6 protein-coding genes are annotated in these 6,289 nt (G+C 68.5%); all 6 read right to left on the bottom strand.

All coding sequences use genetic code 11. The annotated features are described in order from the left end of the window. Positions 1 to 70: 70 nt before the first annotated feature. Genes EUA94_RS21510 through EUA94_RS21490 form a run of 6 tightly spaced genes read right to left on the bottom strand, consistent with a single transcriptional unit; the run spans position 71 to position 6,274 of the window. Positions 71 to 805 (bottom strand): hypothetical protein, encoded by a 735-nt coding sequence (locus tag EUA94_RS21510; RefSeq protein WP_129428967.1) that lies wholly within the window; start codon positions 803 to 805, stop codon positions 71 to 73. Then, positions 802 to 1,065 carry a hypothetical protein gene (locus EUA94_RS21505; RefSeq protein WP_129428966.1) on the bottom strand — a complete coding sequence of 88 codons (264 nt, stop codon included), beginning with the start codon at positions 1,063 to 1,065 and terminating at the stop codon, positions 802 to 804. The genes EUA94_RS21510 and EUA94_RS21505 overlap by 4 nt, the downstream gene beginning before the upstream one ends. A 5-nt stretch (positions 1,066 to 1,070) precedes the next feature. Beyond that, positions 1,071 to 1,223 (bottom strand): hypothetical protein, encoded by a 153-nt coding sequence (locus EUA94_RS22315; RefSeq protein WP_165357096.1) that lies wholly within the window; start codon positions 1,221 to 1,223, stop codon positions 1,071 to 1,073. A gap of 1 nt (position 1,224) precedes the next feature. Then, entirely contained in the window at positions 1,225 to 3,255 is a 2,031-nt protein-coding gene (locus EUA94_RS21500; RefSeq protein ID WP_129428965.1) for a hypothetical protein, read from the bottom strand. A 16-nt stretch (positions 3,256 to 3,271) separates the two neighbouring features. Further along, complete coding sequence (locus EUA94_RS21495; protein ID WP_129428964.1) at positions 3,272 to 4,291, bottom strand: hypothetical protein; 1,020 nt, start codon at positions 4,289 to 4,291, stop codon at positions 3,272 to 3,274. Positions 4,292 to 4,327: 36 nt separating this feature from the next. Next, positions 4,328 to 6,274, bottom strand: coding sequence for a hypothetical protein (locus EUA94_RS21490; protein WP_129428963.1), 1,947 nt, complete (start codon positions 6,272 to 6,274; stop codon positions 4,328 to 4,330). Positions 6,275 to 6,289 lie beyond the last annotated feature (15 nt).

The raw sequence follows: 6,289 nt of genomic DNA, 5'->3' as shown, positions 1-6,289 counted from the left end.
CCACCCAACACAACGCGCTGCAAGCAGTCCTCAACCACCTCGAGGCCGCCTGACGTTGACACAGGGCTACTCATCGCGCCTTCACGTTGACCTTGACGACGGAGAATTCGTCCAGCGCGACGACCAGCTCGTTGTCGGCCTCGAGGTCGTGCTCCAGCCGGAGCTGCAGCTCCTCATTGCTGCGCGAGACCACCTCGACAACGCGCTGGTTGAGGGCGGCAACCGGCGGGAAGGCCGGGTTCACCGACAGGTTCGTCCCCTGGACCAGCAGGCAGGGCCGCCGGTCCTCATCGAGGCCGAGGCTCACCGCCGTGACCACCGGGGGCGCCTGGTCGCGCCGGGACTTCTGGATCTGCTTGTTGAGCGTGGTGTAGTCGATGTCCCCGTCGCCGACCTGGTCCAGGTCGACGTTCCTCTGCTTGAGGTGCTCCAGGTCGTCCACGGACTGAACCCCCAGCTTCCGGAGTGTCTTCTTCGTGGCCTTGTCCACGGGGATGCGACCGATCGGGATGTCCGTACGTGCCCCGGGCATCTTGGTGGTGGCGCGCACCTGCTGGTCGGTGATCGAGTTCAGCTGGATGGTGATCTTGGAGGCGCCCTCCTGACCCGGCTGCGCGGTCACGAAGCGCACCTGGTCCCCGTCGTAGGACGGGAAGGTCTGCAGGTCGAGGCTGACCTCCTTGACCGAGTAGCTGAGCGGCTTGTTCACGGCCTTGACCGCGAGGGTCTCGCGGGTCTTGTCGAGCTCGACGACGAGGGAGTCCACGAAGTCCTCGAGCTGCCAGGCGGTGTTCTCGATGGTCATCCGAGGACCTCCGTACGCTCGGCCGTGAACCGGATCCGGTGGTAGGCCGGTCGGTAGGACGTGTCGACGTCGTAGATCGGCGGGTTGGAGCCGATGAGGACCCGGCCGTGCTCGTCGACACCGATGTCGAGCTCGACGGGCGACTCGAGCTCGAAGCGGGTGACGTAGGTGTGCACACCCGCCTCCTCGTCGACCAGGTCGGCGGGGGGCGTGCCCATGTCCCGCATCATCACGCTGAGCGGCACGAACGCCTCGTCCATGCTCGTCACCGCCCCGTGGCCGGGGTCGTGGCCGCGGCCGGTGGGGTCAGGGCGACCTTCACCGACGCGACGATCTCGAAGCCAGCGAACTCGTACGCCGGTTCGGCCGCGGCGGTCGTGGTCTCCTCGTCGTCGGCCAGGACCGTGTAGTACTCCATGTCAGGCCTCCGACTTCATGGTGAGGACGCGCACCGCGGACGGCACGGGGAACCGCGCCTCCTGACGGCCCACGGTGGTCACCTGCCCCGACTCGTCGGTCGCCTCGACCACGCCGAGGTGGACGTCACGGAGCGTGAAGACGGGCACCGCCCAGACCAGCCCGCGCTCGCGCTTGCCGCCCTTGAGCCGGACGGAGTGGATCGCCTCGCCGGCCGTGTGCCGGGCGAACTCCGCGGTGGCCACCGCCGCCAGCGTGTCGGGCGGGAGGGGCTGCTCGCCGGGCCACAGCGGCAGCAGCTTGTTGACCTCGCCGAAGCTCAGCTCCAGTCCGCCCTTGAACCTGCCCTCGGTCCGGTCGACCGGGCTCTCGGGGTCCGGCGCGACCGTCAGGCCCTTGGTCTCCATCAGGCCGTTGGCCGACTGGCCGGGTGCGAACAGGACGGCGTACTTGATCGCCGCCTCGACGTTCCAGTGTGAGCTGCCGTCCCCGTCGGGGGTGGCCTGGGTGGTGGGCGACTCCCAGACCTTGTTCCAGAACGACCGGTAGGTCTGCATGTCGACGAGCTCCTGGTCCGCAGCGACGGGCCCTCCCTGACCGGTCACGAAGACCTTGTCGACCAGGACGACCTCGGTGATCGCCGACGCCTGGTAGGCCGAGCCGGGACGGGCGCCGGGCCAGCGCAGCTGCGCGGCGACCGAGAGCGGGACGTTGGTCGGCAGGTGGCTGACGTCGCCCGGGTCCATGCTGAGCACCACGGGCTTGCCCGGCTCGACGTCGAGCAGCCGGAAGTCCTGCTGGTGCAGCACCCGCTCCGTCGCGTCCTTGACCACGAGGTGCACCACGGACCGCGGCAGCGGACGCTTGGGTCCGGAGGCGCCGACCTCCAGCTGGAGGCGGAACGCCATCGGGCGGGCCTTGGCGAAGAGGTGCTGGGGCGCGCCGTACCACTCGACGCCCTGTGCCAGCACGAACGCGAGGGCTGCCCGGCTGCTGGTGGCGGCGGGTGGGGCCGGTGCAGTCTCGAGGCTCTGCCCGGCGACGGGCGCGACCGGCTGCTGCGCCGCCTTCGCCGCCTCCTCCTCGAACAGCCCGTTGAGGGCTGCCAGTGCCGGGTTGCCCGGCGAGGCGGCCCTGGCCTGGGCGAGCAGCTCCATCATCCGGCGGCGGTCCAGCCCAGCCATGAGGTCGGTGACCAGCTTGTTGTTCGCCTGCCGGAGCTGGATCTTCTCCTGGGAGGCCGCGTTGAGGAGCTGGGGCAGAACCTGCAGCACGGGTCCGATCATCGTGGCCAGGATCGCGTCGTCGATGCCGAAGATCTGCTGGACGGCGTACGTCGGGCGGTGGAACCGGTTGGTGGCGGGACCTGCCGACATGGGGCGGACGAGGGACTTGCCGGTGGACACTGGGACGGGCGCGGGCGCGGCCACCGCACCGAGGATCGCGCGCAGGATGTCGACGATGCTGCCGGCCATGCCGGGCGCCGGCTGACCTGCCCCCGTGGGCTGGCCCGCCAGCTGGCCCGCGGGCTTGAGCAGGTCGGCCACGACCGGACCGGCCAGCTTGACGATCTGGCCCAGGAGGTCGCCCAGCGAGGGGGCGAGCGTGAACGACTCGGCGACCGTGCGGCACGGCACGCGACGCGGCGTCTCGAAGGCGGACACGCTCATGGGAGCAGCCAACGAGAAGGTGAGCAGCCGGTCGTCGCCGGCACCGAGGACGAGGACCACGTGCGCCGAGTACGCCGGAGAGCGGCCACGCTCGTCCTTGAAGCTGACCAGCTGGGCGTACTTCGCCTCGCGCACGAGTGACGCAGGGACCCGCACCGCCACGCGGGTGTCGAACGCCCACCCGGCCCGGGGGTTGCGGGCGAGGGCAGTCGTGTGGACGAGGTCGTCGATGTCGTCGAAGCCATCACGTCTTCCCACCTTCTTCCCGAATCTCAGCAGGTACCACGGGTTGGTGCCGGTGTCCGCCGTGAGCTGGAGCTGCCCCGCGGCGTCGTTCTCGAGAGCGAGGACTGCGAGGCCCATGTCGCCCCACGGCCTTCTACTTCGCCGGCGGCGGCGCGCCGCCAGCGGCCCCGCCCGGGGCGATCGCCTTCACTCCCCCGTCGGCGTACATCGACGCGAAGTTGTCGAGCTTGAAGTAGTCGGTCTTGAACTCGATCTTCACGAGCCCCTTGAGGGTGGCCGACAGGTCGTCGGTCGCCTTCTTGTCCGAGGTGTTCACCTGGATGTTCGTGTTCTGCACCGAGAGGCTGCCGCTGGGCCCGCCGAACAGCGCGCCCAGGCCCCCGCCGAACCCGGTCTCGAGGTTGGCGGTGTTGATGTTCTGGTCCTGGTGGGACGCGTTGCTGGCCCGTGTGGCCTTCACCGAGAACTCGACGCCCGCCTCGATCAGGCCCTTGCTCACCACCAGCCGGGTGACGCCCATCAGCAGCACCTCGCGCAGGGCCGCCCGGTGCTCCTTGGCCATGTTGATCTTGGCCTCGAGGATGTGGCGCTTCACCTCGGCGTCCTCGGGGTCTGCCTTGTCGCCCTCGGGATTGGTCAGCTGGAGCTTGTTGGAACCGTCCGCCTGCTTCTCGGTGACCACGTTGTACTGGCCGGGACGCGACTCGGCGAGCCGGGCGAACGACTCGTCGTCGCCCACCTTCTTGATGAAGTCGGCCGTCGACTTCGTGGCCTCCTTCATGAGCTTGATGTAGGAGTCGGTCTGCGTCTTCATGACCTTGAGGTTGGCGTCGAAGACGGCCTTCAGCAGGTCCCCCACGAACTGGGGGAAGTCGACGGAGTCGACGAGGTCGGTGAACGCCTGGGTGTCGCCGCCGAAGCCGGGGTCGTAGCCCTTGTAGCCCATCTCCTTGCCGGAGTCGGTCGCCATCTGCCGGTAGATGCCGCGCGACTCCTCCTGCTTGCGGATCTCCTCGTCGACGAGCGCCAGGTAGACGCTCTGCTGCTCGGCGAGGGGCAGCGTCTGGAAGACGCTGCTCGGGCCGAGCACGTCGACGGCCTTCGCACGCGCGAGCTGGACGATCTGCTCGTCGTGGCTCATGTAGTCAGTCATTGGTCGACCTCCGCAATCTCGCTCTGGATCGACCGGTCAGAAGTCCCATTCGCCGGACTGGGGAGAGCCGTCCGGCTCGCGGGTCGACGGCTGCGGGGACGCCATGCTGCCCTCGGAGTCCGGCTCATAGGTGTCGTGCTCGCCGTCGGCGCCCTTCAGGTCGTCGGTCAACGACTCCTGGAGGATGCTCTGCGTGGTGATGAAGGCCTCGACGTCGCTGATGAAGCGGGCGAAGTTCTCGTCCAGCTCGAAGGTGGCCGGGTCGTACTCCGCCACCGCGCGCAGGATGTTGTGCCCCAGCCGCGCCTTGTTGTTCAGGACGGTGGCACGTGGGCGGACGTGCTTCATGCCCAGGACGAGGGTCTCCACCACCTTCCACCAGCTCCCGCCGCTGGGCGCCAGCTGCCGGCGTACCTCGTCGTGCATGAGGATGCGCCGCGTGACGAAGTCCAGCTCGTCGTAGATCAGGGGTGTCATCACCGTCGCCATCCCGGTGCATGCCAGGGAAAGGTTGTACTGCAGGTCCTCCACGGCCTGCATCACGTTCTGCCGCGAGACGTAGCTGGTCGGGTTGGGGCTGATCTGCGCCCGCTCGAGGTACTTCGCCGACTCGAGCATCAGCACCTTCCACAGGCGCTGGAACTCGTCGTTCACCACCACGTCCTCGGTGACCTGTCCCGCGCCGTGGTTGAAGACCTGGCGGTAGAACATCTGCCGCTCGGCCGGCTGCGTGCGGTCGACCACCCTGTTCACCCGCGACCCCGAGTCGGTGACGGTGAACTGGTTGGAGAACACGTACATCTGCAGGTCGCGGCGCAGCCGGGGGTCGGTGATCTCGAAGCCCTGGCCCACGAGGTACTTGTGGGTGAAGTAGTTGACCGCGTCGAACACCTGGAGCTCGTCGCCGAGGACCATCGTGTAGAAGAGCTGCGCGGCACACTTCACCGACGTGCGGTTGACCTGGATCAGCGTGCGGTCGTCGGTGAAGAAGTCGACCTCGAAGTCCTGGTCCGACTGCTCGCGGGACTCCACCTGGTCGTCGAGGTCGACGCCGCCAGCGATCTGCGAGACGTAGAGCGGGATGTAGTAGGCGACGTTGTCGCTGGTCACCTTCATCGGTGCCCGCTTGAGGTACTCGATCAGGGTCAGCCGGTACGCCGCCGGGAAGAGCGCCTTGTTCTTGTCGAGGAGCTTCTCGAACTGGCCGTCGTTCATGTGCCGTCGTACGACGGTGCGCACCGCCGGGACGAACGCCTCCGTCGACGTGGAGAGGCGCGCCTCGAGGAGGTCCTTGATGACCTCGTCCGTCTCGTCGAGGTAGTCGACGTCGAGGTTCTCCTGGAAGATCCACGTCCGCGCCGCCGAGATCGTGGCGTACTCCAGGATCTTCGCCGCTCCGCGGCTGTTGCGGGCCACGAAGTTGAACAGGCCGAGCGCGGTCGTGAGGTCCATGGCGAAGTAGCCGACGGCGAGCAGGTAGCGGCGGATGTTCGCGTGGGCGGGGTCGAGGACGGTGCGCTGGTCGAACGAGAGCGACGACCAGTTGCGCTCCACCAGCTCGTCGAACTCGTAGCTCAGCTGCGACAGCACGGCGTCCATGTCGATGACGTCGCCCAGGGTGAACTCGACCCGAGCCTCCTTGGCGGCGCTCATCACGGCGGCCAGCGACTTCGGCTCCCACCGGTCGGTCCCCTCGGGACGGCGGGGCGTCAGCGGTGCCTTGAGGGACAACGGCAGCGGCAGGGCGACGGACGAGGCCGCTGCCGCGCCGTTGCCCGCGACCGCCTTCGCGGCGGAGCGGTTGCTCCTTGCACCCGATGCGCCGCCGCTCGAGGCCTTGGGCCTCGAGAACACCTTCCTGCCCAGGAGGGTCTCGAGCTCCGCGAGGTGCTCCGCGACCAGCGGGTCGACGTCGCGCGTCGACCCGTCGAGCGTACGGCGCAGCCTGAACGGAGCGATCCCGTTGTGGGTGGTCATGGTCATGGTGCGCCCTCTTCC

Source organism: Nocardioides zhouii (genome assembly GCF_004137345.1).
GTDB classification, from domain to species: domain Bacteria; phylum Actinomycetota; class Actinomycetes; order Propionibacteriales; family Nocardioidaceae; genus Nocardioides; species Nocardioides zhouii.
Note: the sequence above shows the minus strand (reverse complement) of the source record. Positions and strands in the feature narration are given on the sequence as shown.